This is a genomic window from Hungatella hathewayi WAL-18680 (genome assembly GCF_000235505.1).
Classification (GTDB): Bacteria; Bacillota; Clostridia; order Lachnospirales; family Lachnospiraceae; genus Hungatella_A; species Hungatella_A hathewayi_A.
Genome location: NZ_JH379027.1, coordinates 836,198 through 860,832, shown reverse-complemented (window position 1 = coordinate 860,832; position 24,635 = coordinate 836,198). Strand labels below are relative to the sequence as shown.

Below are 24,635 nucleotides of genomic sequence, written 5' to 3'. Positions count from 1 at the left end.
TCTGTCTTATTGCTATCTTAGCACAGATACCGCGGTTTGAATTTAAAGGTTTGTTAAAGATTATGACGCCTAGACATCACTGAATATGTAGCCTGCCCGCCGGACAGTTGTAATCATTCCATTCTGCCACAAATCAATTTTTTTGCGCAGATTCGACACATGAACCATCACGGTTCTCACATCGCCAAGGCTGGCACAATCCCAGACATGCTCATACAGCTCCGCATACGCCAGCAGCCGGTTTGGATTCTCCGCCATATAAACCAAAATGTCATATTCAATCGGCGACAGCAGAATTTCCTTCATATCCTCCCCCTCCCGATGCAGCACCTTATGCCGGTTTTTATCCAGTGTAAACTGCTTAAACCGTATCACCTCCGGCCCGGTGTTCTTTTTCTCGCCGGGAGCATTTCCCCGCCTGCGCAGCTTGGCATGAATTCTGGCAAGAAGCTGGTCATAATCCACCGGTTTCACCAGATAATCATCCCCTCCATTCTCCAGGGCTTTCACAATCGTTTCCGTATCCGACACACAGCTCACATAGATAATCGGGCAGTCGCTCTTCTTCCGTATTTCCAAACACAGTTCCATTCCCGTCACGTCCGGCAGAACCATATCCAAAAGAATCAAATCCACCTCCCGTTCGCCCAGATGCTTCAGAGTATCCTCTCCATCACGCACACAAACTGCCTCATAACCCGATTGCTCCAGAAACGCCTTCATATGACCGGCCACTTCCTCATTATCTTCTACAATCAAAATATGCGCCATAGCTTCCTCCTTGATTCATTTTCCAATTTATCACCCAGACGCACCCACATCATAAAAACATGAATTCCCCAGCCTGCGCCCTCGCGCATCTCCCTCTCCCACTCTCATCTGCGATGATATCTCCCACTCCCGAAACGCCCACAACCATGATACCATCACTCCTTCGTTTTCCCGCAATTGTTCGCTTCCTCCTTTACACTCATTCCATATTTAAGACGCTTCGTTTTCAAATATGTCACATTTTTGCAAACAATAAAACTATCTTAAGCTAATTCTAACTCCATTTCAATAAGTTCGGCGGGCAATTGCGTAATCTTTAACAAATCTTTAGAAAAGTCCCCCACCCCCATCCCAAAATCCTTCCAGGGAGTATTGGTTTGTTAAATTATGAACGAAGGATAATTAATAGTTATCGTATGAAATTCCAAAGAGGGAGAAAGACAAATGAACTTACCAGTATATACGAACGAAGAATGCGCACTTGCAGTCAATGAATTAAAGAAACATGTGAATGGAAAAGAAGTATTTTCTTTAAAAGAGCCTAATATCGGTTTAGGTATAACCATTACAGAAGATTTAAGTAAAAAAATGTATCGGCAGTCCTACTATAAAGACTGTGTGTTTGATTCAACTGTCTGTAAAAGTATCGGTTTTTCAGGTTCAAAGTTTATTGATACGGTTTTTCGAAACTGCGACTTGGATGGTGGAAATTTGCACTCCTGCGATTTTAACAATGTCACCTTTCTTGGCGACGGAGAAGAGCGCCATCCCATGGTTAATGCAGGTTTTCATAAGGGAACATTTACAGAATGTACATTTCAAAATTTATATATCTTTTCTTGCGGATTTACCGATGTGGTATTTTACAACACGACATTTATCAATTGCACCATAAGACTGTGCTCGCTGGAAAATGCACAGTTTCAAAATTGCTATTTTATCGATACTGATATGTCGACACTAAATCTGGAATATACGGAATTTGACAATATCCATGCGATACAGACGATATTCCCTTTCATCACAATCCCTTCTGCTTATGGACTTTTGCAGCAATTATCTTTGTCTGACAACAGCAATGCAGTTTACACAGCCGCTAATGAGACGCATAAACTGTCTATTTCGGAGTATTATGCGCTTTTAAGAGACTTTGAATGTTACTATGCAAAAAAGGAAAAGTACTACGCGTTGGCCAATCTCTATATCTCCCAGGACATGGTTATGGAGGGATATGAGGCAATACGGGCCGGAATCATGAAGGCAATTAAAACAAAAGATTTCCGGACGCTGCGCCATTTTTGTAAATTAGTTTATTTAAGCGATATTTTTACCGTCCGTCAGCGGCGTAATCTTTTTGAAAACATAATGAAGTGGGTCTCAAATGAAAATTTATCGCTGCCTGAATATCATAATTATCAGCTCTTTGCAGGTCATATTCGGGAAATGCTGTTAAATAATGACAGTCATAAGCCAACATTATATTTTTATTTGGAGACGAATATTGAGCCGGATGAACCTCAAAAACAGGTGGTCTTATTGACGACAATTGATGGAATTTTGACATCGTGTAACGTTCCATCGACTTCTATCGAGATGCGGCATAATTCAGCATACGTTGATTTTTTGACAATTATATGCGAAAATATTCCCCAGTTTTCACAGGTTTTAATTATGATATATGGTTCTCTGGCGGGCGTTACCTTAATTGCTAAGGGGATTCAGAAACTTGTGGAAACGGGTCAGACAGCAGTTTCCAGTTATGACCAGCACAAACTAAATGAATTAGAACTGGAAAAGAAGAAGATTGAAATTGAGATTTTAAAGCAGGAGCAGAATTATAAAAAAACGATGGAGAGTATAGACTACGAAAAATCACTAGCAGAATTACGAAAATTGACTCTCGAAGTGGAAGAAATGGAAAAACAGGCCGGCAAGTATAGAAAAATTTTGATGGATAACGGGATAGAAATCTCTGTTCAACATAACTCTAAAAATTTAAAAAATGCTCCGTTTCATGAATTGATTCATTATAACCAGTAACACTGGCACAGGATTAATCCTGCGCCAGTGTAATTGCTAATGTGTTATTTTGACAACTGGGACATGATGGCCCGAGAGCCAGTCCGTATTCCGCACAGATTCTACGGGCCTCCATGAAGAGGGCATATATTTCTTCGTTTGATGGCTGTATGATATGAGATAACCTGCAATTGGGCGCCGGCCGGAATATGGAAATCATTGGCTGAATTCCCTTTGATGCCAGACATTTTACGGCTGATAAGGTATTTTCCACATGTTCCAATCCGGCCATAAGCATCGTCCGAGCGTCTCCCGGATGTTTGGTTAACTGGGCGGCGCGTTCCAGTTTTGATATGTATTCAGTTAATGAGATTTTTCCTTTGCCGGGCATATATTCCAGGGCCAGTTTTCTATCAAAGAGTTCGATATTAAATGCAAATTCATCCGCTCCGGCTTCCACATATTTGTCAATATAGTCAATATCGTTTGGCGGTAGGCTCATTAAATATATAGGTTTATCTGTTTTAGAGCGGATATATCTGATGACCGGAATAATTCGGTTATCGTCGGAGGAAGGGTCTGCCGAACCACCGCCAATTAAGATATGCCGGAATTGTTCATGGTCAATACAATAATCAATTACCTCCCGAATGTCGTCCAGGGTATAAATATGACAGGAACTGGCATTACCGGTTCCGTTTCCAGGACAGAACATGCACCCAATCCCGTGCTGTTTAAAATAACATTGTGACTCCGGTTTGATTCTTAAACGGTCGCCGCTTATAAAAGCGATTGATTTATAGGAAGCACCATTCAACGTTTTCAAATTTTTAATGCTTTTGGAAAATTCCAAAGAAACGTCGCATATGGTTTTACGATAATAAAATAGTTTAAATGTATTCTCCCGGTACCCAAGTGAGAAGGGAGATAGTGATGATAAATTTATATTTACAGGTGCATTTATCCGGATATCGTCAAAAATGATTAAATCCAGCGAGTTAAATACTGACTCATTGTAACCGCCACAGGCCAGAATTTCCGTTTCTGCTTCTGACAAAATCCGAACACCCTGATTTAATAACGCAATTTTTAAGCGGATAATTGATTCTATGGTGTGTGTCAAAGGCAGCGCCTGCTCCATAAAATGGTGAAATGGAACATTGGGATGCAGATGTAATTTGCCGTCTTTTCCGCATGAGGAAATATGCCGGTCCCAAATTACCTGGAATAGATATGCCCTGTCACTGTAATTACAATCGGTAAAACCATCATATAAAATATAGTTTGTCTCTGAACTTTCTTCCAAAAGAGATAGTTTGTCAAGGTACTGTTTCGACGTATCATGGCCTTCTTTTTTGTATTTATATAAGCTGTAATGAATTTCCAGATGTTCCATATCTTCTATTGCTGGCAATGGTTTGCCATAAAAAGAGCAGTAATTCAGTTCCTGTGCACTTGGCAGTCCCGCTTCATTAAGAGCTAGATTCAATAAAACTGTGGAAGCCTGAAAACGTGGATTAAGTTCTATAAAATAAACTTCCTGATTGTAAACCAAAAAATCCACTCCACAAATTCCAAGATATCCAATGTTCTGCAATAGGCTGGCAATTTTTTTGGAATAATCATAAACCTTTTCCTTTATAGATTCTTCCAAATAAGTATAGCTGACAAAATCGGCTCCGGAGTAAATCAAATTCATATTATAATCCTCAATAATCTGCACGGAAGCAGGAAATACAACAACATTATCTTCGGAAATTAAAATATGTGTGTTTAATGAATAGGACGGACTCGCATAGTAAGAGGCTAAGTACAGGTCCTCTTTTTTTATAGTATTATTTACTCTATGGCAATTTTCTGAGTTCAATAGGTAAGTTCCTAAACCTCCGGCGGAATCAGCTTCCTGAATTACAAATTCATCGTGCTGAGGAAAATACTGCTGTAGCTGCTCAAACTGACAATCTGAGCCCGATAAAAGAATAAAATCCAATACTGGCATATGATTCGATAACCACAATCGTGTTGTGGTTTTATTATTTAATAAATTTAATACACTGCTTGAATTTAAGCATATCATTTGATTTTGATATTGTGGCAGTGAGTTCATAAGTGTATATGCCAATGCCGGACTGTAAAACATTACCTTTCGCTCTTCATCTTTCAAAAGATTGGAGAGTTCCTCAATAATAAATGAGTGTTTTAACCCATTGCCCAAATCTCTTTCTTTATATTTTTCGCAGTAGGAAATATTCGTTCCCTCATTGCTTCCCCATGTTGTAATGGAATATTCAAAAAAATCATTTGTTTTAAATAATTCGCCTTCTCTATGGCCTATCCATATAAATTTATCCATCTTCATGTTTCCCCTTAGTTTTTATTTTTTCTTGTTCGTTCTTTCTACTACAGGATAACTATTAATTATCCTTCAAATCTCAGCCACTCTCCTGCCATCTCACTCCCCAAACTTCGGACACTCCATACAATACTGCCCCATCTGTCCAGCCCACTCTCTCAAATTCCCCCAATCTATCTCATGATTATCCTTCCGGTAAATCACCACACACAGTTCCTTAATCTTCACCGTACTGTTTTCATCTACCTGCCTCTGAAAACTTCCAAACCGCTCCACGATAAATTTAATCGTATCCAGCTTATTTAAGCAAAACCCACCTTCCCCTGTCCCCAGTATCGGGATATAGATGCGTCCTTCCGGTACTCTCAGCACATTTTGGTGGAAAAACAAATCATCCAACGCATTCCTCATCAAATCCATCGTTGTGCTGGCCGCCGCATTTTCATTCAAATCAGACATGCACAGAAACAAAAACTCCCGCCCGTCCAATTTCTCCTGAAAAAACTGCCGTCCTGCCTCAATCTGCCTTCTCCCATTCTCAAAGGCCAAATCAAGCGCCTTCTGCCCATATTTATCAAGCACTGCCCGGTGGATACTCCGCTCTCCGATCTGCTCCTGGGCCGTATTTAACTGGCGGTTAATCCCAACTACGGTCAATCCATGTTTCATCCGCAGAATATCGCCCGTCCGAATCCTAACCTTCCCTCCCTTTATTGAAAATGTAATCACATGCTCTTCCTTCCATAGCAGCCAGCCTCTGCAAAGCATCACGGCAACGGCCGGAAAAATTATGGTACCGACATGATTCTGATAAAACTCCACTACTTTCCATTTCGGAAAATACCAGCTCACAATCTCCATGATCGACCAAATCGTACCAATCGTGGTTCCGCCCGCCTTCCATAACGCTCCCAGTATCTTCCGTACTTTCTTCCCACTCATAACCGCTCCTCTAATCTATCCCCATAATATTTTCTCTGGAATCGATTTTCATCCCTGCTATCTGCGCTATCCCCTCAGATATTCCGTAAAATGCCTCCGCCTGCAAAAAATATCGCTCTTCACCCTTGATTTGATACAGCAATCTGTTTTTTCTAAAACAGTTTAAATACACCTTAAGTAACTCCCCAATATTACTGATTTCCAAAACAAGTTCAAACATCCGGCGCTCATTTTCAAAATTATCCTCATCCGGCCTCCGAATTGCCAATATCAGACTGTCCAGCTTCAAAAGAGTGACATAATAACTCATATACATATATTTGTGATAAGGCATTCCCAGCATAATCCGCAGTCCTCTCTCCAGCCTGTCCAGTCTTTGATTATTCTCGACGTCATTTTCATCATATAACCACTGTCTTATACTGGCCTTTGCAAAACGATTCATCGCATAAACCGTAGCACTGTTAAAATTATAGGGCGAGGCCTCCCCCATCTCGACAATCTGAAATAATCTCTCAATCGTCATGGAACCCGCGGCCACACTAGGACTTATCATATTTTTTCTTATCCTCATAACCTCATCCCAAAGCCCATTGGCCTCACGCCCGATGACAGACATTTCCTTCGGATACAGCGCTTCCATGACTTCAACCGTACTTTCCAGGTCCGCCAGAATCGTAGCCGACATATCCGGCCTGCTGCCAAATAGCTGTTCCAGATTCTGAGTCTTCAAAAATCCCGTTACACATTGCAGCGTATCCAGCCATGAATCATCAACCATATCCAGCCGAATTCCAATCTGGTTCGTCAAACGTATCAGATGCTGTCCCCGGATAACTGCCTGTTGCTGCGCATTTCTGGAATCTATTATTCTTTGAAATGCTTTCTTCCAGTCATCCCTCTCGCTGCCTCCTGCTTTCTCTATTCCCCCACATTCCTCGCTCTCATCCCACTCACCATCCGGACAAATCCCAGCCAAAAACTCCGTTGTATCTCCACAAAGTATGTATCGATGCTTAAATCCCCTGATATACCGCTTCACTCGCTCCCGTTCTCTCTCATCCGATGTTCCATGCAAAAAGAAAACGGCTCTCGATTCACTTTCCAAATTCAAACTCTCAAAAAACGGCAATATATCAAAAAAATCACTTCCACTGTAACCGACAAATATCACATCGTAAGACTGCTCCAGCTTGTCCAGAAGATACCTTCTCAGCAATGGGTCTATCCCATCCTTGATATTTTCCAGCGTTGCCCCCAGTGTGTAGTGCAGGTCCTCCGTCCGTGCAGCAACACCGTGCAGATGATATACCCCTGTTCCATCCTCCGCCGCCACGAAGCTGCATCCATGCCGATACTCCAGCCGCTTCTCCGTCCCACCCGAATTCTCAATACAGGTATCAAAATTCGTAGTCAGCACAATACTCTTTTTCTGTGCCAGCCGGTAAAGAAGCCTGTGATTCACATTTTCGGGCCGCTCTGAAAACCGGATAAACCCATCCAGCAGTCTCGGTCCCTCAATCATCCACTCCATTTTGTTCACATTATCCAGAATAATCTCCAACCTCATAAACGGATAGACAAATCCGCTGTCTTCCGCCACCCTCTTCGAGACCTCACTCCAAATCTCCTGTATCCGCTTTGCCGCATCCTCCCCGACTGCCATCTTCAGACAGAACTCCGTCAAATCCCTCCCGCCAGGCAGTAAGGCCGGCTCCTTCATGGAAATTCCCGCTCCCGCCAGAATTATCGTTTTTTCAGGATGAAATGTCAGCAATCTACCTTCCATAGCTCACCCGTCTCCTCAGTGTTTCCACCTGCTCATCCTTGTACTTCATCAATTTCTCGTACTCCCTCAGCGAGCAGCCACGCACCTCATATAACCGCCTTACCATAACCCGATACGGCACGACAAATGCATCGGCGAGCCGGATAACCTCCTTCACATCGAGCCGTTTTTTCCCAATCCCCAGACTTTTCATCTCCTGAAACAGGACGCTCTCATCTATCAGAAAGGCGGAAGCAAATTTAGCCGCCACCGTTCTCCCTTCCCTGTTCTCACTCGAATCCTCCGCCGTCTCCAAAAGCGCGTCATGTCCAGCTCTCTCCGCCCATAAATAAAACAGCCCATAAGCCGCCGCCATAACCCGTTTCTCCAAGGGCAGCGACTGGTTCAGCCCGACAACCATTTCCCCGTTCCGCTCTTTCTCCACAATATCAAATATCCGTGTTCCAATCACCTCTCCCATCATCCCATATGCCGCCAGCTTCTCCCTGGCAAACGCATGAACATTCTGGGTTTCCAGCATTTTATGTATTTTGATATAACCCTTCATCCTATTCCTTCCTGATATTGTTCGAATTATTTTTAAATTCTCCAAAAATTTTCTCTATATAATTCAATTATACTATTTATTTACACAAAAATCGACCTCTTCCCATCGACATAATTCGACACGCAATCCCTGCACGCAACCTACAGGGCGCCCGGACAGCCCTATCAAACGCTGGCATCCACACGCCCTGTTCCAACAATCTATACAAAAAACGCCCTCACATCCTCGTCATCGAAGATAAAGGGTCTCAACTTTAGTCCGCAACCAAAACCTTATAGTACTCCTCCTGAATCAGCATATTGTTTTTCTTACTGCACAAATTTTCAGGAATTTTTGAAGTATTTGAAATATAGTTGTTTATAATCGGATTCTCCATCATGTTTTTAATGATATGAAAAATAATCTGATTCGTTTTCCCACCAAAATCATCGATAATTCGATTGAGCAATACCAGTGGGATGTACTCAAACCCAATGGCCTGCTTCAACAAATATCCGATTTTCTTATCAGCGCTGAAAAAGTAATTCACCGCATCATATTTACATGTAATACTGCCGTCACAGGAAAGCTCGAAATCATCCTCCGTGAAGGTAAATGCATTCAACAGGTTAATCACCGGTGAAAGGTAATACCTGCCGTACCTGGGGGAGCGGATATTTGCTCTCATATAATTCCCAATAATATAGGAAAAATATAGATTGATGGTCATATTGCTCTCAATCGCATCCGACGGCAGCATCAGCAAATCGTAAAATGCTTCCAGCTTCGGCGGCGCCGACGGCAGCTGCTCCAGATTGCTGATATAATAGTTGCAGACAATGCGTCTTGACAGCTCCGCATTCTCCCTGCACAGTTTCTTATAGATATCCCTGTCAATCTGGATACCGATTCCTTTCATCGAACTCTGCATCACATACACCTTGCTGATTCCTCCCGCGCTGAAGGAAAAGCCATGGACCTCCCCATTGTCCTCCGGATTCAAAACAGACGCTTCCAGACTTCCCTCCGACACCGCGGCAGTGAAGAAACGTCCCAGTACCATGAGGCCGTCCCTGATTTGGTCCATAGTGTCAAGCAGGGCCATCAGATTTTCATTTTCCAGATAGGCACAGTCACTGAAGGCATAAATCCTGCTATTTCTGCCGCCCCTGGTACGGAGAATTCTGTTAAAATCCCTCACATTTCTCCCGTACTCCTCCGTGTCATCCAACATAAGATTTTTAGTCCCGAGTAAATCCATAAATGCTATATATGCCATAATGCTTCCTCCCATTACTTTATGACTTTCCAGAACGATATATACGGATACCAGCGGACTACTTCATGGTAGTTCTCCAGTGGAATAATCTTAATCTTTCCATTTTTCCAGCTGCCATACAGGCCGTAATAGGTTATCATCTGTTTGCGGAACCGGGGATTCTTCTTCGGTTCTGACTCAATTTTCGTTATGAGATAACTTCCCGGAGGCAGTTCCTCGAATTGTGCCTGCAGCTTTTTTATGGAAATGTTGCCTTTCTTGGAATAATACTGAAGCTGTTCTAATAAAGATGGGACTTCACAATTTTCTTTAAAACCGCCCATCAGTTCCCCATTCATAAAACTTTCCCATATCTCATTAAACCGCTTCCCATCAAACTTTCCGTGCTCATCATAAGAAGCAAATGCAAAAGAGAAATACCGGTCGGAGGCATCCAGCCTGGTATACCTGCTTCTCAAGCCCTCCCTAATAGCATACTCTGTCTTTTTTACAGATATGCCCCTCCGGTATGGCAGTTCCCGCATCCCGCACTCCATGATATCCCAGGAATGAAACGCCGCAATATCAACCAGAATATCCAGAATCATACATTCCAGTTCCTCCGGCCGGACCAGATAGGTATGGTTGATAAACGTACACCCATTCTTCGCCTCCACACCTTTTAAGACAATCTGAAGCAGATGGGAAATATCGCCCTGTTCAAATTCCTCCGGCGTCACCGTCAGAGAATCCTCCCGGTTAACCGTCACAATCACTCTGGGTGCATTCACATCCTCAATATCCGTCAGATTTAAATCCTGCTTATTAAAATTGTCCTTTGTGCAAACCTTTGCATGAACATAAGGCATATTTAGTTTACAGACCGTATTAATTTCATTGATGCGCTGCTCCAGCTTCCGGTTAATCCCTTGCAGACACATACTGATCCCCGTCACCTGCTTTAAGTCCTTCCTGTCGTCGCTTGAAAAAAGCAGGATGATTTCTCTCTCCAGTTTTCCTTCTCCCCGCCAACACTCCGCCAACGGTGGCTTGCATACCTTTCTTCCCACGATGATTGCCTCCTGTTACCCGCGTACTTTATCGCCCATGTTTTCACATTTTTTTCGTGAACTCCTGTTCCAAAATTATGCGCTGTCAACCGACAGCACACAACTATTTAATATAATATACGTACATCTTACCTTCGCAGCTGACAATCTCCCGGCGAAAAGCCAGTCCAGCTTTATAGGTGCGGGCCAACTGCGTACTCGCCGCCGTCAGCTTCTTATCTTCCATATCTGCCAGCTGCCGCGCCGACAATTCTTGCTTCTTCAGCAGTTCAAACGTATGAGCGCTGGCCGCGTCCGCCTCACCCAAAATCTCCAGGTCCCGGCCATCCTGGTAAACCAGATAATAGACATCTCCTTTGACCGCCTTGCTGAACAAAAGCGCCGCCTCCAAATCCTCCCGAAGCTCCGCACTGTCAATATGCTCCACAAACAGAGGCCCGTCTGTCATTTTCCTTAAATCTGAAAATAACTGGTTTAAAAATGATGTCGTCGCTGTGACTATATTTTCAAAATCACAAACAATTTTGTCCCCGCTTTTCACATAATTCATGCGGTTCCTGTAAGCACTGACAAGCATTTCCGCTTTTTCCCGCCCAGTCAGCACATCCAGCTTCCCGGTCTGCTCATACAGATTAATTCTTATCTCCATAATCTGCTCTCTTTCTAAAGGAGCGCGCATGCTTTCACATGTTTTTCGTTAACTCCTATCATCAGTATACAAAAATAGTTACGGACTGTCAACCACATTTTACCAAAGTTCCATCCTTTTGCCATCCTTCCTTAATTCCACCAGCACACAGCATCCCATCATCTTCTCCACCGTCTCCTCCGTGTGCTCGATGGCCCCCGCGCGGTAATGGACGATGGCATCGCCCGAACGTATCATGATTCTCCCGGCGTATTGATTGATAATCTGCTTTATCGTAAAATAGCCACTGCCGCCGCCATTCTCCCGGCAGCTGATATTTTCCTCCAGAACCCTGGAAACAGCCTCCTTGTCACTGGAAATGGTTCTGTACTTTTTCGACAGACTGTGGTAAAATCCTTCCCCCATATCCAGAACAATCATCACTACTTCCTCTTCGCTCTCCTCCATAAACGCATAAAAAGATTCTTCCCTTTTCATGCCACTATGCTCCAAACAATTTTCGCCCAGCATATTCAAAATCCGGCCCAGTTTTCCTCGAAGCTCCAGCGTCAAATCCCCCGCCTGCTCCTGCCTAAGCCGGATAAACAAATCGCTTAGCTGAGCATCATTTTCCACCACGGTAATCGGAAGAACCGTGCTTCCACCGCCGCTCCCTTTGTCCCCCAGCCGGTCCAGATATTCACGATGGCTGACATATTTCAGATTCCAAAACCCAATTCTGCGCAAATCATTCTGCAATTCCTTCGTGACATTGACCAGCCGGATAAACTGATTGGTCTTTTTAAAAGACAGATAGGATAAAATAATTAAAAACGGGATATTCTGAATATCCACAGTCCGTATCCGGCTCATATCCAGCGTAACCGCATCCTCCAGCCGGATTGACTGCATTTCCCTCAAAATATAATCTTCCGCGACTTCAATTGACATATCAGGACTGATTGTAATTGTTCTGCGTCTGGACATACTGATTCTCCTTGGAGGTTTGAATGTCTGCTAAGAAACCTCTTTATCCAACTCTTATCACAGTTTAATTATAATATACCAAAAAATAGATACGCCAACAATCGATTTCCATCGACAGGATTCGACAAAAGAACCAATCAACATCAACTATTTTTCAATTTCCTGATTTCTAACGGTATCTCACATAATTCAGGCACTGTTTCACAGTCAAACAAACAGTACAAAAGCGTCATGAATTCTTCCTCCGGAATCTCCCAATCTGTCCAATGCATCGACAGCCGGGTTCTCGCATATACCGGCATCCCTTCTGCCATATCCTTTTCGTGTACAATACAGATATATTTATTCGACAATGTCTCCGACTGGGAATCATACATCTCGGCCATCATGTCTCCCTGTATAATCATGGATTCCCACCCCACGCCGCCTCTCCCCCTGTTGGCTCTTTCCACATAAAATCTGTCGCAAATCAGCAGCACCTTGTCGGCCATGATGATCTCATTTGTCATCCATTGAGGCAGACTTTGTCCCGGCTTTAAATGAAACATATCCACTCGCGCATCAACGCCATTTTTCCTCAATTTACAGACCAGTTCCCTTACCCACTTCTTATTCTCAGGATTCTTGCCCGCATAACTGACAAACACCCGCGGATTCTTTATCTCCTGCCGGCCTCCTGCTTTCTCTAAAAGTTTCTGATAAACATTGTCGGCAGGCACAAATATTCTTACGGAGATGGTCTTGTCGTCCTCGAACTCCTTTTTAATTATTTGAAACGACTCTTCTCTGCCTAACCCACCGTTTCCGGCCCCCAGCAGGGGAATATTGACGAGAGTAAACAGATTTTCCTTACAGTACCGCCTGATATCATTGCAAATACTGTGGAGATACTCAGGAGTTCCCATGCCCGTAAAACTATTTACAGACGCCGCAAATCCGATAACCGTTGCAAATGCAAAGTCCCCAACACAATTTTCAAACACAACACTCCCTGGTTCCTTCACCGTGGGTATATTTTGTATATTAAATTTATTTAACTCATCGCTTACACTGCGGGTGATTCCTCCCAGATGATTGCATGGTACGATAATCACATCGCATTTTTTATCGAATATACTGCCGTGAATCAACTCATACATTTTGTTTTCTCCATTGACTGTGAACTCTTCTCAATTTAGTTTTGGATATGATAATCAGCAATCTCTCCTAGAAACCCGAAACTTCTGAGGATAGAGGCAAACTGTTCTCTCTTATCACTATCATCATAATCATTTAAATACCACACTGCGTTATCTGGCAGTCTCTTGCAGATTTCTCTGATATATATCCTATCTACTTCCGAAAAAGAGAACCCATATGTAAATACTTTATCAACCTCCCCTTTTATCTTATTGAAAAATTTCAAGTGCTGCTGCAATGCCCCCACCGTATCCTTCCTCAAATTATTCTGGATCTCATCCAAAACATTTTCCGCACCTATATACCTATCCATATTTTTCTCATAATAATCCTCCACGTTCCCATGGCCAAACAATATTTCTCCCCCTTGTTTTCCGTGGATATGACATACCATTTTCGTATTATATATTTTTTCTAATGTGTCCGTATAATTAAAAGTAAGAAACAAATCTTCATCCGGATTTATCAGCCGTTTAAAATCTTTTTTGGGCAATACAGATGCGTTGATTTGAATTGTGTCAATCCAGTCCGAAAAATATTTTGTAATATTGCTGACTGGCAGCAAAAGATTCGACGCAATATCTTCATTTGTATAAGTCTGTTTCCACGAATCGATATCCCCATCTTCATCAAGCTCATAAAAAGAATAATCAAAGCATTCTGAGAAATCTAACAACCCTATGGATTTTTCCACATCTTTCCATTCATCCCCTTCCGCTTCCGAAATGATTCTCAAAAGAAAACTGACAACCTCATCGTCATTGTAGATCTCTTCTCCATGATGGCCCATCGTAACTTCAGGCATGATAAGTTCATCTTCATTTGCATCTGGATACCTTCTTTTTAAATACCGCCTAAAGTTCTCATAAGAGCTGTCAATTTTATGGTCCAGGTCAAACCCATTTCCGATAATAAATAAACTTTTCATATTTTTTTCTCCTTTATAAATTAACACTCTACTTCCTCACCAGATTGAAACATCTGGCATTCCATACAATACTGTCCTATCTTATCTACCCACTGCTTGATTTGATTCCACTCTTTCCTATTAAAATCCTTCCAATAAATTACAATATGGAGTTCTTTTATTTTTACAATACTGTTCCTGTTAATTTGCTTTTGAAATTTCCAAAAACGCTTAACCATAAATTCAATCGTCTCTACTCTGTTTAGGCAGATTCCTCCCTCTCCCGTTCCCAATACAGGGAAATAGATACGCCCCTCATACATGCTTAAATAATCCTGATGATAAAACAGTTCATCCAAGGCCTTCTGCATTTGATCAATTGTTGTGCTTGCCGCATTGTTATTGTTCAGATCAGACATTCGCAAAAACAAATATTCTTTGCCGCCTATTTCTTCCTGAAAGAATAACCGTTCCGCTTCTGTTTTGCCCTTAGCAAAAGCGGCATCAAGCCTATCCTGCCCATATTTGTCCAGTAATGCCTTATGTATACTCGATTTGCCAATCTGTGCGCCATTCGTATTCCACTGGTTATTAATACCGACAACGATTACTCCATCCCTCTTTCGCAGAATATCACCAATCTCAATCGTTATTTTTGCATCTTTGATTGTAAATGATACTTTCCGCTCATTGTTTAAAAGACACACAACATTTATTACCACTGCAAGAATGCCCGGAATCAGCATACAGCTGATATGATTTTGATAAAAGTTTATAAACGGTGTATCTGAATAATACTTTTCTAGAATTTCCATAACGGACCAAATTGTACCTATAACAGCCATGCCCGGTGCAAATAAGTCTACGATTGTTTTAATAATTATCTTTGGTTTCATTGATATTCCTCTTCCTTATCCTAACTTAGGTGTTATCTCGATTGGTATAAACATAATTATACTATATTTAATGTAAATAACGAATCCCTATCGTTCGACATTATTCGACACTGAAATGAAACAATTTCGTGTTTACTCATTTATTTTAGAACTTAAAAGTGTTATACTATATTATATTAGATTAAACATTCCCAATAACTATTGGCGAACGCATAATATTTTTATGCACCTTCAGACAATGTTTCCGTGGAATTTATAAATGAATAAGTATAAAAAATTATATAGATTAAAAAGGAGGTTTATTTATATGAGAAAATTAGGTTTATTTATTACTACTACTGCCATGATTATATCTATGAGCATGAACGTATTTGCTGGTGAATGGAAACAGGACGCTACTGGCTGGTGGTTTCAAAACGACGATGGAACCTATCCGGCAGCAATTATGACTAAAATTAATAACTACTGGTATTATTTTGATAATACCGGTTATATGAAAACTGGCTGGCTCCAATTCTCTGATGGCTGGTATAGTTTTCGGGATGATGGCAGTTGTGCCAATCCGATTAGTCAAACCACCGGGCTGCCAGTAGGTGCGCCCGCAGAAGGCTGGGTACAATGTGGTGCCAATCTGAATAGTACTTTAGACGGTATCGCCAATGGAAATATGAAATATCACAATGGCCTATGCTGGTGTTCTCCCGAATATTTTCAAAATTTAAAAGATCTGGTTGATGCTGATGTTCCTCCAGTAAGAGAAAATCCACATACACTTCAACCTGGTATTAAATATGATCTTTCAAATGACTCTTCTGATGAAGATGATTACGAATATTATGATGATGATTACTATGATGATGATTATGAATAATATTTCAACTCCCCCTAATTCCGCTCACTCATGAGGAGGAATTAGGGGGAGTTATTAAATTTTACTTTTTCTACACTTATTATAGCTTCGCGAATTCCTCTCCAATCCGCTCTGCCACACCATCAAACTCCTCATAAACTTCTTTAAATCTACCATACTCACCAAAGAGTTTTCTAACACTCTCTGCCACTACTTCCTTCTGCTTCTGAACTTTCAAAACAATATTTTTCTTCTTAAACCGATTACCTACCAGTATACCAACACCGGCACACAAACCAATCCCCAAACCAGCCAGCAAAATTAAATGAACAAAAAATGCAGCAACCCCACATACAACACCAAGCCCCAAGACCACATAAGCTGGCATGTTTTTTACGGCAGCCAGTTCTTGATTCTTCTGCTCCTCATAGAACTGCTCTACTTTTACAATTTCTCCCGTCTCATCTTTAAAATTCATGTTCACCGCATAATCTAATATCTGAACCGGATGAAACTCTCGATCCATGGCTCTATAAGATTCCCAGTATGCCTCGGCCGCTTTCTCCTGAAATGTCCTGACAAGAGTAAACATGTTCAAGCGCATCTGCCCGTTCACATCTTCATTGCTAAAATCATAAATCCATCCAATCATACTGGATACAATATTTAGTTCCGATTCCCGTCTTGAGAGTTCCTGCTCAAACATTGCTTTAGCGGTATCAACATCTCCTCCAAGTTTTATAACCAGTTCATTATATTCTATTTCATTATATGTTTCTATTTCAACAGCATTAGGCTTATTTAACAGTTCATTCAAATACTCTTTCAAATATGTATTTTTCTCGGCTACCGGCACATTCACAATTTTTAAAATGAATTCCAAAATATTATAATTATTTCCTGCCAGATTCAGCATCCTGGCCATATTTCCATAATCCTTACAGTATTGAGCCAATACAGGAAATTCATATGATTCTGTTTTCATAAGTGCCAGCATTTTATCCTGGAGAAACTGAATAATATCCTCCTCACTGTATCCTTCCTTTTTTGCGCTGTCCAAAATAAGGCGATGAATAAAATCACGAATCATGATAACCGTCTCCTGATCCACCCTATCTGTAAGCGTCTTACTAATTAGCGAAAACATCATCAAAAATGTATTCTCATCGCTTCCCTTTAAATTACACTTTTGATATTCTAAAAACCATTTGACAGCCGCCTCATCCCGCTCCATCCGCAGATTAAATATCATATAAAAAATACTGCTATTTTTCTTGTCAAGTTTAAATGCACTCTGTATCGCCCGATCAGCCAGCATTTTATCATCATTTTTCCAAGCCATAATGCTAATTAAAGCACTTGTCAGCCAAAAATCCGGCGTTAATAAATGTTGTCTCTCGATTGACTTATAAATCGTGGCATCACTTATCATATGAATATCAAGGTTATCCATCATGCCCTGAACAACTTTCCTAACCGTCCTATAATTATTAAAATCATAATACTTTTTATTATTCAATGCACGAATTTTTTTATTTGCCAATTCCACACACTTATACTGCGAATATAGTTGGTCAATCTGCCCCTGAAGTTCATATGCATCTAACGCCCGATTTATGGAATGATCAATCGTCCCTCTTGCATAATCCAGTGTATTTCGGATTTGCTGATTGTAATCTGACAAAGTCCTTTCTGCCTGATTTACACTACTTATCGTTGAATTAATCTCTGAACGCAGCTGACTATTTTCACGTTCAATATCACGCAATTGTGACTCCAATTCATTCACTTGAGACTTCAAGCCATAGTTACTCAATTCTTTCACCCCCTATAATGCTCAGAAGTATTAACAGCCCGTTCTTTTCCCCATTCGTCAATCTCACAAATTAATTCCGGATTGATTTGGGAAATAGGAATGATGGAATTGACTGCATGGATTAGTTCTGCCTTGCTTACCGCGTCTCTTCCTTTCAGTAACACCTTCTGCGCTACCTCTTTTACTGCCGTCTCAATATCCGAGTACGAATAGCCTTTCGTAATTTCCACAAGTTCCTTTAAAAGTTCTTCCTCAGCTTCCGCTTTTAGAGATGTTTTCATATACAGCACCAGCGCTTCCCTTCGTTCCTCATCATCTGGTAAACCTGTATAAAATATCTCTGAAAATCTGCCTTTCCGATACAATTCATAGGGTAATGCTTTTACATCATTTGCAGTAGCCACCATAAACACTTTATTTATTGACTCCTGAATCCAAAACAGAAACTCTCCTAGGACCCTTTTCCCTGTTTCATTTCCATTATCCGATGTGGCCAGCACTTTCTCAATCTCATCAATCCACAAAACACACGGTGAGACATTTTCTATAAATTGCAAGGCTTCCCTCATCTTTTTTTCACTTTCACCGACCCATTTGTCAAAAATAGCTCCGATATCAAACCGAAACAACGGTAGTTCCCATTCCTGGGCCACCATTTTCGCAGCAAGAGATTTACCACACCCCGGTACTCCCACAAGCAGAATTCCCTTCGGCGGCATCAAATCATACTCCTGCAGAGTTTGTTCCGGAAGAAAAAAAATTCGCTTTTTCTCCTCCAGCCACTGTTTTAAATTTCCCATCCCCGATACACGGTATCTTTTATTTAATTGTATGTATTGAACCGAACTGACACCTACATACAATTTTTGTTTTTGGGCAGCGATATGATAAATTTCATCCTTTTTCAGCCCCCCTTTTCCTATAATTTCGGCTGAAAGAATATTATCAATTTGAATCTCTGAAAACCCCCTTAAAATAGCGGCCGCATGAGAAATATCTTCCTGAGTCCATTCTACCGGGAATCTACTTCTATATTTACGAATAAACTTTTCAATTAGTAAGATTCTTTCAGCAGTATCAGGCATGTCCAATGTTATTACCATACCAAAATTTGATATCCTGTTCCATGCATAGTCCGGAGTTATAATAATCACCACACCGTTATTTTCCCTTGCCAAATACAATATATTCATCAAATCCCGTGAATACGCATTATCGTCCGATATCCGTCTCACGTCTCCTAAAACAATATTCAGACTTCTCTGTCGTTTTAATTGAATCATAAAATAGCCTAACGGGTCTTCATCTGTATCTACACTATCTTCTTTTGAACCAAGAACTCTAACCTGTTTGGCATCTGTATAATACTGGAAATCAATTTGTGTTTCTTCCACAATATCATACAGCATCTTTTCAATACGCTCACGTTCTATGGTATTGATTATGACAAGAGGTGTCCTTGCATATATGTAATTAATCAATTCCCTCTTTACTTGTGTATAATTGGGCATTCTTTTTACGCTCCATCACTATTTTGGCCAAATTATGTTTTTTCAAAAGATAGCATAAGTCCTGAACAAAATTGCCGGAATTTTCACTCATTGCTTTCTTTGAGAAACAATCCACTTCCTTTTGAAACTGAAGAATATTTGCATAAATATCTGATGATAATTTCTCTCTCAATTCCTTAGGAAATGCCTCCACCTCAACAAAAAACATGCACTGAGCAATATTTTTCCGAAATGAATTGATGGCTGCCTTTGCAATCTCCAAATCATTTTCCTCCATACATAAGTTTATAGCATTTTGAAATCTATGTATAGACTTTTTCAATAGCTGCATTTCCAATTTAGCCATCTCGTTATAAATCATTTTTTCATAAGCAGAACCGGAAGACAAAGGATAATAAACCTGCAGCGCTTCAAACACTTCACCAGTCAGTCCATCCAAGCCCGCACGTCTAACCAAAGCCACCCATTCTTCATATGTAATATTTTCAACTTGCTTCATATTATTTTAAATAACTGAATGGAGGTTCCAAACTCCATGACGGCAGTTTTTTATTCATTTCCCGCAATCTATCATCAGAAACATCATAAGTTCCTGTTTCAGATGAACCAAAATTCTCTTGTATCCTCTGTTCCAGTAAGTCACCTAACTCCATGTTATTATCATTCTCCATCTCATTTTCTCCTTTGTTTTTTTATAAAAACTCCACATCACTTAACAGTTTCGCCTTTTTATCTTTATTCTCTGAATAGAACTGTTTAAAGTCTGCCAGTTCCATCATACATGCATTTAAACACTCTACTGAGTGATTCACTCTCTGTGGAAACTCTTTATTTGCTTTTATAATTCTAAAAACCAGCAGTCCCAATGCAATCACTGTCGCTGCCAAGGAGTATGGCGTCACAAAAACCAGCCCCAGTGATAATATCACAACAATAATCGCCGCAATATTAACCGTATTCACATACATTATTTGAAACTTATTATTGTCGTAATAGGTCCTCATATTCTCCACCAAAGAAACCTGGTCCTCTCCATTTGACACTCCCGACCATGTATCAATATGCAGAGGAAAATCCAGTGGCAAAGTTTCCTGAAGCATCATTGCCCAATTCTCTACTGCTTCTTTAAACCATTCTTTGGTATTCTGAAGCCCAAACTTCTTTACATGAATATCCGTCTGATCAACATCATCATACACCGCCCACTGAATCATTTGTTTCCCAATATCAAAACTTTCGCTCTTTACATTCTGATATTCTTCAAATTGCTTCTCTGCTGCATCCACCAAACCATCATTTTCAATTATAAAATTAAAATATGCCTGCTGATTTTTCAGTTCCAATTCTTCCGAATCATAATTGGATATGAGATTAAGCAAAATACTATCAACCCGCCCCTTATAGTTTCCCTCTGTCTGCTCCTCCAGCTCCACATTCATAGAGTCTATATAGGCAATGAGTTTATCATATTTAGACACGTTCGCATAGGATTGTTTCAAATTTTCATAAGTATCACAATAATCTTGCAGTGTCTGATAATGACATTCCTTTGCTGCTGGAAGCAATTGTATGTATTTCTGATAAGCTCGTACCAATTCACCGGCAATATCCTGATGGGCATTCAATTCTGTAATCCAGCTTTTAATTACATGATTTACATTATGTTCCAGCTCTTTATCAGTCCCAAACAGTCCATTTAAATATGCCTGAAGCAGTATTGCCGATTCCTGCTGCATAACAGCCGGATTTAATGTCTTCAAGTATTCAAAGAACCATAGACTGGAGGCTTCATTACGTCCAAATCTTAAATTTAAAAGACAAAAGAATAACGATGCCTTAACCGGATCCCTCCGAACACATTCTGCCAGCGCGTTGTTACCCACTTCTTTGTAATCATTAATCCATGCCGTCACTGCCATCAATGCATAAGATAACCAGTATCTGGAGCTGGTAATCCACAATTCTTCCGATATCTCCTGAATTGTACTGTTTCGAACCAGATTGATATCAAAATCTTTAACGACTCCAATCACGGTTTTTCGTATTGCCTCATGATCTCCAAACTGCTCTTTTAATACCTGGTCAATTCTCAATATATTTTCATGGGCGAGCTGCTTTTGCTCATTTTGAATCATGTCCTGCTTAAATTTACTGATACTATCATATATCTTGTCAGTCGTCGCCTGAATACTGGCCGTTGAAGTATTGACCGAATCAATCTTCACATCCACTTTGGACTTAAATGACCCAATCGTCTCATTCAAATTATTGACCGCACTATAAGATGAATTTGCCATGCTCTTTCGCCTCCATTAACTTTCTATATTTTCAAATACTTGTACTAAATCCGAATTTTTAGCATCTTCAGCCTTATATAATTTTCTCCACTCTTTAAGCTCGTCCAATGCTGTTTTCAACAGTAAACAGCCATTTTCCCGTTTCGCTCTTAATATACTCTGCATGTCAACAATTCTTCGCCACAGTAGAAAACCACCAACCACACCCAGAAGAATACCTATTACCAATGGTATTTTATTAAAATGAAACATCGTAATCGCTAAAACGACCAGCGCAGAAAATATCATACCAATAAAAATTAATACAAATTTGTCTTTCAGGGTATCAAGAATCCGATTATTATTATAATAGTTCTCTAATTCATTCTTCGTGTCTTCATAAGAATTCTCATCGCAGGCTCCTAGCCATCCATCAATAGAAATTTCATATTTTTCCTTCTCTTCTCTTCGATACGTTTCCCCATATTGCATGAAACCTTTTATAATCCATTTTTTGAGATAGGAAATAGCAAATTTCTTCACACTGATATCTACCCTGTCATCATTTTCCTCAAAAGCCCATTGAAACAACAAATTATCCAAAGACCTTGTCATCTTCTCTACCGGATATTCTATATTAAAAAATTGTTGTGCTCTGTTCAAATCGCCCTTTGCAGTGATTATCATCTCATTATATCTTCTATTTTTAATTACTTTAAATTCTTCTTTATCATAGGCATTAATTAAATTATAAAGTATATTCTCTATTCTCTGGAACAAATCACTTTCTGGCTTGGTTCTATCCTCCCAAACCTTACGAAAATGCATTGCCAACACCTCATTTTTTTCAGCCTGTGATAAAAGGTTTTTCAATTCTTCATACTCTGTACAATGACGTCTCAATGTCTCAAATTCATAATCTGTTACATGAATATAGGAATTGGAATAAACCATTGTTTTATCTATAACCCGATTTCCATACTGCGGATGCATACTTTCCATCTGAGTTAGTAAATCCGTGAAACATTGATGAATCAAGTGATGAAACTCTTTATCAACCCCAAACACGCCTGATAAGTAAGCCTGCAGTAAATACTGCCACTCATCACCAAGATTCTCCATATCCACTCGGTCAAGATAACACAGATACCATTTTTTAGCCGCATCCACTCTTGTAAAACGCAAATTAACCAGCAGAAAATATAATGCACTTGAAAAATAATCTTTAGACAGTGCTTTGGTCATCGCCCTTTTGGCTGCCTCTTCCTCGTTATTTGCCCAGAGCATAACTGCCATACTCGCATAAGCAAGCCAATATTCCGTATTCTGTAAATAAATACTCTCAACTTTTTTACGCATCGTCTCATCTGAACATATATGTGCATCCAAACCAACCACATATCCCAATGAAATCCGGCGAAGTTCATGATAGAACTTAAATTTAGTAAAATATTCATCCGTAAACTGGGTTACATTTTTTGTTGCCGTACTTAAATTCTTAAATGCAAAATAAGAATTTGTCAAATCATCAATTAATGCAAACAACTCCGAAGTACTGATATCCACTTCTTTCACTCTTTTTTGCACATAGGCCATGGACTGATTCACTTCGACATCCATAGCCGCAGTTCTTTGAGCCAATTCATACACATTCTCTACCAGTGTAACCAGTTCATTCTGAAGGTTCCTATTCTCAATAAGCGCTCTTTCAATCTGTCCCTTCAAGTGATTGATCTGCGCGATTAGTCGTTCCGCTTCCTCGCGTTCGGCTTTTGCTTCCTCTTCCGTCATCCTCTTCGCCCCCTTTTACTTTAATTTAAATCCTTCTCTAATCAATCTTAATCCTTTTTGAGGATTCTCTCTCAAGAGAATCAGCAAAGAAAATGCTCCTTCGCCATTTAAATACTTTGACATACCAGCCAAATCTTTAGCGGAATAACCTTCCACCCTTACCTCACGTTCCACAGCGTATTCACCATTAAGAATCCAATCGCTAAATTCATTTCCAATATCATCATGCTCTTTAAAAGACTTTAATTTTTTTTCCAATAAAAATCCCGTCACTCCGGCTTTTTCAAGATATTGTTTTATTATTTCCACGGTTATGTCCTCATCTTTTCCCTAAAATGTGCTGCAAAAGCTCTTGCCTCTACTTCAACCAATTGCTCCTCATAATTGATTATATTCACATAGTTTCCATCTGGCCCCTTGAGAGGTTCAATATAATGATCAAAATTATACTGATATTGATAATCTTTCGCTGTCTGGGGATTACTGGCACGCTGTCTTTGATAAGAATGCCATAGTTCATGTACCACCGTATCCAGTGCCTCATTAGAATCATCCAAACAATACTCGTTAATTTTTATTTTATTATCCAGCTCATTATATTCCCCGTAGTCACCATTTTCTGGATTATAATAAAATGAGATATCTGGTGTATGTTCTATCCCCACCGCCTCAGCAACATAATCTGCCAAATTATCCATAACCTCTTTTCGCTCCAAAGTGTCCATACGCTCCCACTTTGACTGAGCAAAACCATCCAATAAATCATTTAAATGCTCTTCATTTTTAAAAATATCTAAATCATCAAAGTCAAATTGATTAAGTTCTTCCTCAATCTCGGCATAGACTTGATTGTAATCAATATCTGGCATTTCCACAATTTCCGATGCTTCTGCTACGTTATTATCCAATTCCTCCTCAAATTCCAAAGTCTCTGTGGTAACAGAATCCATTACATTGTCCACATAATCCTCGTCAAATATTTCTGGATTTTCATCTATAATCTCTATATCTTCTAATACTTCTACGTCAGCCCCTTCCAGCATTTCCATTCTCATTTCCCCCTACA

At 40.3% G+C, this 24,635-nt stretch carries 23 protein-coding genes; 2 read left to right on the top strand and 21 right to left on the bottom strand.

What is annotated here, in order from left to right; all coding sequences use genetic code 11:
* Positions 1-69: 69 nt before the first annotated feature.
* Positions 70-771: a response regulator transcription factor gene (locus tag HMPREF9473_RS03920; protein ID WP_006778766.1), complete on the bottom strand. Its 702-nt coding sequence runs from the start codon at positions 769-771 to the stop codon at positions 70-72.
* Positions 772-801: 30 nt separating this feature from the next.
* Positions 802-927 carry a hypothetical protein gene (locus HMPREF9473_RS28360; RefSeq protein WP_278245518.1) on the bottom strand — a complete coding sequence of 42 codons (126 nt, stop codon included), beginning with the start codon at positions 925-927 and terminating at the stop codon, positions 802-804.
* Positions 928-1,215: 288 nt separating this feature from the next.
* Between HMPREF9473_RS28360 and HMPREF9473_RS03915 the strand changes: the two genes are divergently transcribed.
* Positions 1,216-2,811, top strand: coding sequence for a pentapeptide repeat-containing protein (locus HMPREF9473_RS03915; protein WP_006778764.1), 1,596 nt, complete (start codon positions 1,216-1,218; stop codon positions 2,809-2,811).
* Positions 2,812-2,824: 13 nt separating this feature from the next.
* Here HMPREF9473_RS03915 and HMPREF9473_RS03910 read toward each other — a convergent pair whose 3' ends face one another.
* The 11 genes from HMPREF9473_RS03910 to HMPREF9473_RS03860 form a co-directional block, all read right to left on the bottom strand.
* Entirely contained in the window at positions 2,825-5,143 is a 2,319-nt protein-coding gene (locus tag HMPREF9473_RS03910; protein WP_034857917.1) for a radical SAM protein, read from the bottom strand.
* A 99-nt stretch (positions 5,144-5,242) separates the two neighbouring features.
* A complete protein-coding gene (locus tag HMPREF9473_RS03905) occupies positions 5,243-6,085 on the bottom strand; it encodes a macro domain-containing protein (protein ID WP_006778762.1) in 843 nt (280 codons plus the stop codon).
* A gap of 10 nt (positions 6,086-6,095) precedes the next feature.
* Positions 6,096-7,874 carry an SIR2 family protein gene (locus tag HMPREF9473_RS03900; RefSeq protein WP_006778761.1) on the bottom strand — a complete coding sequence of 593 codons (1,779 nt, stop codon included), beginning with the start codon at positions 7,872-7,874 and terminating at the stop codon, positions 6,096-6,098.
* Positions 7,864-8,421 (bottom strand): ImmA/IrrE family metallo-endopeptidase, encoded by a 558-nt coding sequence (locus tag HMPREF9473_RS03895; protein ID WP_006778760.1) that lies wholly within the window; start codon positions 8,419-8,421, stop codon positions 7,864-7,866. Before HMPREF9473_RS03895 ends, HMPREF9473_RS03900 begins: the two co-directional genes overlap by 11 nt.
* A 253-nt stretch (positions 8,422-8,674) precedes the next feature.
* A complete protein-coding gene (locus HMPREF9473_RS03890; protein WP_006778759.1) occupies positions 8,675-9,679 on the bottom strand; it encodes a hypothetical protein in 1,005 nt (334 codons plus the stop codon).
* A 14-nt stretch (positions 9,680-9,693) separates the two neighbouring features.
* Positions 9,694-10,728 carry a hypothetical protein gene (locus tag HMPREF9473_RS03885; RefSeq protein WP_006778758.1) on the bottom strand — a complete coding sequence of 345 codons (1,035 nt, stop codon included), beginning with the start codon at positions 10,726-10,728 and terminating at the stop codon, positions 9,694-9,696.
* A 103-nt stretch (positions 10,729-10,831) separates the two neighbouring features.
* Complete coding sequence (locus HMPREF9473_RS03880; RefSeq protein ID WP_006778757.1) at positions 10,832-11,377, bottom strand: STAS-like domain-containing protein; 546 nt, start codon at positions 11,375-11,377, stop codon at positions 10,832-10,834.
* 99 nt (positions 11,378-11,476) lie between these two features.
* Positions 11,477-12,343, bottom strand: a complete 867-nt coding sequence (locus HMPREF9473_RS03875; protein ID WP_006778756.1) for a hypothetical protein — start codon at positions 12,341-12,343, stop codon at positions 11,477-11,479.
* Between the two features lie 143 nt (positions 12,344-12,486).
* Complete coding sequence (locus HMPREF9473_RS03870) at positions 12,487-13,482, bottom strand: toll/interleukin-1 receptor domain-containing protein (protein WP_006778755.1); 996 nt, start codon at positions 13,480-13,482, stop codon at positions 12,487-12,489.
* A gap of 35 nt (positions 13,483-13,517) precedes the next feature.
* A complete protein-coding gene (locus HMPREF9473_RS03865; protein WP_006778754.1) occupies positions 13,518-14,450 on the bottom strand; it encodes a bacteriophage abortive infection AbiH family protein in 933 nt (310 codons plus the stop codon).
* Positions 14,451-14,470: 20 nt separating this feature from the next.
* On the bottom strand, positions 14,471-15,325 hold the full coding sequence (locus HMPREF9473_RS03860) for a macro domain-containing protein (RefSeq protein WP_006778753.1): 855 nt from the start codon (positions 15,323-15,325) through the stop codon (positions 14,471-14,473).
* Positions 15,326-15,632: 307 nt separating this feature from the next.
* Between HMPREF9473_RS03860 and HMPREF9473_RS25950 the strand changes: the two genes are divergently transcribed.
* Positions 15,633-16,196, top strand: a complete 564-nt coding sequence (locus HMPREF9473_RS25950; RefSeq protein ID WP_006778752.1) for a hypothetical protein — start codon at positions 15,633-15,635, stop codon at positions 16,194-16,196.
* Positions 16,197-16,275: 79 nt separating this feature from the next.
* Here HMPREF9473_RS25950 and HMPREF9473_RS03850 read toward each other — a convergent pair whose 3' ends face one another.
* The 8 genes from HMPREF9473_RS03850 to HMPREF9473_RS03820 are packed head-to-tail and all read right to left on the bottom strand — an operon-like array spanning position 16,276 to position 24,618.
* On the bottom strand, positions 16,276-18,000 hold the full coding sequence (locus HMPREF9473_RS03850) for a hypothetical protein (protein ID WP_138669869.1): 1,725 nt from the start codon (positions 17,998-18,000) through the stop codon (positions 16,276-16,278).
* Complete coding sequence (locus HMPREF9473_RS03845) at positions 17,997-19,472, bottom strand: AAA family ATPase (protein WP_207636780.1); 1,476 nt, start codon at positions 19,470-19,472, stop codon at positions 17,997-17,999. Before HMPREF9473_RS03845 ends, HMPREF9473_RS03850 begins: the two co-directional genes overlap by 4 nt.
* On the bottom strand, positions 19,465-20,001 hold the full coding sequence (locus HMPREF9473_RS03840) for a hypothetical protein (RefSeq protein ID WP_006778749.1): 537 nt from the start codon (positions 19,999-20,001) through the stop codon (positions 19,465-19,467). Before HMPREF9473_RS03840 ends, HMPREF9473_RS03845 begins: the two co-directional genes overlap by 8 nt.
* A gap of 1 nt (position 20,002) precedes the next feature.
* Positions 20,003-20,173: a hypothetical protein gene (locus tag HMPREF9473_RS27200; RefSeq protein ID WP_006778748.1), complete on the bottom strand. Its 171-nt coding sequence runs from the start codon at positions 20,171-20,173 to the stop codon at positions 20,003-20,005.
* A 21-nt stretch (positions 20,174-20,194) separates the two neighbouring features.
* Positions 20,195-21,799 carry a hypothetical protein gene (locus HMPREF9473_RS03835; RefSeq protein WP_006778747.1) on the bottom strand — a complete coding sequence of 535 codons (1,605 nt, stop codon included), beginning with the start codon at positions 21,797-21,799 and terminating at the stop codon, positions 20,195-20,197.
* A 15-nt stretch (positions 21,800-21,814) separates the two neighbouring features.
* Positions 21,815-23,569: a hypothetical protein gene (locus HMPREF9473_RS03830; protein ID WP_006778746.1), complete on the bottom strand. Its 1,755-nt coding sequence runs from the start codon at positions 23,567-23,569 to the stop codon at positions 21,815-21,817.
* A 15-nt stretch (positions 23,570-23,584) separates the two neighbouring features.
* A complete protein-coding gene (locus HMPREF9473_RS03825) occupies positions 23,585-23,878 on the bottom strand; it encodes a hypothetical protein (RefSeq protein ID WP_006778745.1) in 294 nt (97 codons plus the stop codon).
* Positions 23,879-23,880: 2 nt separating this feature from the next.
* On the bottom strand, positions 23,881-24,618 hold the full coding sequence (locus tag HMPREF9473_RS03820) for a hypothetical protein (protein WP_006778744.1): 738 nt from the start codon (positions 24,616-24,618) through the stop codon (positions 23,881-23,883).
* Positions 24,619-24,635 lie beyond the last annotated feature (17 nt).

Bases quoted from the DNA above. Each gene is read 5' to 3' on its own strand.
- HMPREF9473_RS03840 (WP_006778749.1), bottom strand. From the start codon at position 20,001: ATGAAGCAAGTTGAAAATATTACATATGAAGAATGGGTGGCTTTGGTT.
- HMPREF9473_RS03915 (WP_006778764.1), top strand. From the start codon at position 1,216: ATGAACTTACCAGTATATACGAACGAAGAATGCGCACTTGCAGTCAAT.
- HMPREF9473_RS03890 (WP_006778759.1), bottom strand. From the start codon at position 9,679: ATGGCATATATAGCATTTATGGATTTACTCGGGACTAAAAATCTTATG.
- HMPREF9473_RS27200 (WP_006778748.1), bottom strand. From the start codon at position 20,173: ATGGAGAATGATAATAACATGGAGTTAGGTGACTTACTGGAACAGAGG.
- HMPREF9473_RS03875 (WP_006778756.1), bottom strand. From the start codon at position 12,343: ATGTCCAGACGCAGAACAATTACAATCAGTCCTGATATGTCAATTGAA.
- HMPREF9473_RS03910 (WP_034857917.1), bottom strand. From the start codon at position 5,143: ATGGATAAATTTATATGGATAGGCCATAGAGAAGGCGAATTATTTAAA.
- HMPREF9473_RS03870 (WP_006778755.1), bottom strand. From the start codon at position 13,482: ATGTATGAGTTGATTCACGGCAGTATATTCGATAAAAAATGCGATGTG.
- HMPREF9473_RS03820 (WP_006778744.1), bottom strand. From the start codon at position 24,618: ATGGAAATGCTGGAAGGGGCTGACGTAGAAGTATTAGAAGATATAGAG.
- HMPREF9473_RS25950 (WP_006778752.1), top strand. From the start codon at position 15,633: ATGAGAAAATTAGGTTTATTTATTACTACTACTGCCATGATTATATCT.
- HMPREF9473_RS03835 (WP_006778747.1), bottom strand. From the start codon at position 21,799: ATGGCAAATTCATCTTATAGTGCGGTCAATAATTTGAATGAGACGATT.
- HMPREF9473_RS03920 (WP_006778766.1), bottom strand. From the start codon at position 771: ATGGCGCATATTTTGATTGTAGAAGATAATGAGGAAGTGGCCGGTCAT.
- HMPREF9473_RS03880 (WP_006778757.1), bottom strand. From the start codon at position 11,377: ATGGAGATAAGAATTAATCTGTATGAGCAGACCGGGAAGCTGGATGTG.
- HMPREF9473_RS03900 (WP_006778761.1), bottom strand. From the start codon at position 7,874: ATGGAAGGTAGATTGCTGACATTTCATCCTGAAAAAACGATAATTCTG.
- HMPREF9473_RS03860 (WP_006778753.1), bottom strand. From the start codon at position 15,325: ATGAAACCAAAGATAATTATTAAAACAATCGTAGACTTATTTGCACCG.
- HMPREF9473_RS03895 (WP_006778760.1), bottom strand. From the start codon at position 8,421: ATGAAGGGTTATATCAAAATACATAAAATGCTGGAAACCCAGAATGTT.
- HMPREF9473_RS03905 (WP_006778762.1), bottom strand. From the start codon at position 6,085: ATGAGTGGGAAGAAAGTACGGAAGATACTGGGAGCGTTATGGAAGGCG.
- HMPREF9473_RS03865 (WP_006778754.1), bottom strand. From the start codon at position 14,450: ATGAAAAGTTTATTTATTATCGGAAATGGGTTTGACCTGGACCATAAA.
- HMPREF9473_RS03830 (WP_006778746.1), bottom strand. From the start codon at position 23,569: ATGACGGAAGAGGAAGCAAAAGCCGAACGCGAGGAAGCGGAACGACTA.
- HMPREF9473_RS28360 (WP_278245518.1), bottom strand. From the start codon at position 927: ATGGTATCATGGTTGTGGGCGTTTCGGGAGTGGGAGATATCATCGCAG.